Here is a 1,530-nt window from a genome sequence, read left to right on the forward strand (position 1 = left end):
TTGCCATGGGGACATCCTTCCAGCCCGCCCATGCTGGGCAAGCCAACTCAGATGTCACCTATTCGTGCAGCAGACCCCTGGTTTACGCCCATATGTTCGATGGTGACATCTCATGCCGACAATGGGCTGACACGACACGCGACACGCCAGGCTTGAAATGCGCAGCCTCAGAGGCTTCTTAGGGTATAGGCGCGCCGCCCACACTCCGAGACCTAAGTCATGGTCTGCGCCAGTCCGCAGGCAGTCCGCAGGGCGATACATTGCCTTCCATAGCCACCCATGCCTACACAGCGCATATCCCCAGTTGAGAGGTGTTTTTGCCCAGGATCTCCCATATCTGCCCAAATTAGCCAATTTTAGTAAAAGCCCAGCTCAGCCCTTAATGGACGATTTCAAAACCCGTCCAGTGTGAGTTCGAATCTCACCGAGGGCACCAGGCGGCGCTCGACCTCGGTGCCAGCGAAGTTCACGTGGAAGCGTTCGCCAGCGGGACCACTTACGTCCGAATCGTGCGAGAAGCCCTCGCTCGTACCGAGGGAGCCGGCCATATCTCGGTGCGCCGATGGCCCCAAAGGGACAGCCCCGCAAGGGTGATGCCGTCACACGTTCCGCGGCGATGCTGCAGGCATTGGAAACCGGCCGCTGCGTCATCGCGGGTAACATGCCCGCGTTCGAGACTGCGGCCGTGCGCTGGCAGGCCGGGCAGCATCAACCCGACAGCGTTGCCGCCGCCGTGATCGCGTTCGACGTCCTGGCACCGGTCGCCGGCGGACAAACAGCCCTCGTCGGGCCCTGGCACCGGCCCGAAGGCCCGCTGCCGACGTACCTGAGTCGCAGCGTGGGCGGTCGCACGAATCCTGACCAGCTGGCCACCGCCCCACCGCGTCGGGGCCACCTGTTCCGATCGGTGAAGCCCACCGGTGACAACCCACTGAGCTATGCGCGACCGACCCGCCGCACCGTCTGACATGACCTACGCCGATTACCCGGTCGACCGCCTGATGAGCGGCCCCTACTCTCTGGGACCGCGCCCCGGTCCATACGGTCACCGGATTGGCACGTGGGGTCGTATCGCCGAGGCCACGCTACAAACCGCGCTCCGGGTGCTCAAGCGCGTCAATTACCGGATCCTGCTGCCCGAAACCGACCGGTACAACTGCATGGCCTGGGCAGCCGGCGACCAAACGCGTTGGTGGCACCCCTTTGTCGACCGTGGTCACTGCTACTGGCCGCTGGCCGACAACATGCACGCGATGACCAACTACATCGCAGCGTTCGAGACTGTGGGTTACCGGCTGTGCGCCCACGACCCGTCGCCGGAACCGGGAATCGAAATGATCGCGCTCTATAAATGGCCCGACATCGATGGGTGCTCGCATGCTGCCCGCCAACTGCCCAGCGGTGTGTGGACAAGCAAGGTCAGCGACCTACACGTCATCGCCCACCTTCGACCCCCTGCGTGCCAGGGTGAGTTGAGTCCAGTGGTTCATAGCAAACCGGCCTGATGCAGGGCGAGATACGGATCAACAC

2 protein-coding genes are annotated in these 1,530 nt (G+C 63.2%); both read left to right on the forward strand.

The genetic code is table 11. The features are described 5' to 3' along the window. The first annotated feature begins 562 nt into the window (after positions 1 to 562). The gene (locus tag AO501_RS14535) at positions 563 to 967 is read left to right on the forward strand and encodes a hypothetical protein (RefSeq protein ID WP_055578391.1); all 405 of its coding nucleotides are present in this window, start codon (positions 563 to 565) and stop codon (positions 965 to 967) included. Then, entirely contained in the window at positions 939 to 1,505 is a 567-nt protein-coding gene (locus tag AO501_RS14540; protein WP_055578392.1) for a DUF7689 domain-containing protein, read from the forward strand. The genes AO501_RS14535 and AO501_RS14540 overlap by 29 nt, the downstream gene beginning before the upstream one ends. The last annotated feature ends 25 nt before the right edge of the window (positions 1,506 to 1,530 follow it).

It is taken from the genome of Mycobacterium gordonae (genome assembly GCF_001417955.2).
GTDB classification, from domain to species: domain Bacteria; phylum Actinomycetota; class Actinomycetes; order Mycobacteriales; family Mycobacteriaceae; genus Mycobacterium; species Mycobacterium gordonae_B.

Bases quoted from the DNA above. Each gene is read 5' to 3' on its own strand.
- AO501_RS14535 (WP_055578391.1), top strand. From the start codon at position 563: ATGGCCCCAAAGGGACAGCCCCGCAAGGGTGATGCCGTCACACGTTCC.
- AO501_RS14540 (WP_055578392.1), top strand. From the start codon at position 939: ATGCGCGACCGACCCGCCGCACCGTCTGACATGACCTACGCCGATTAC.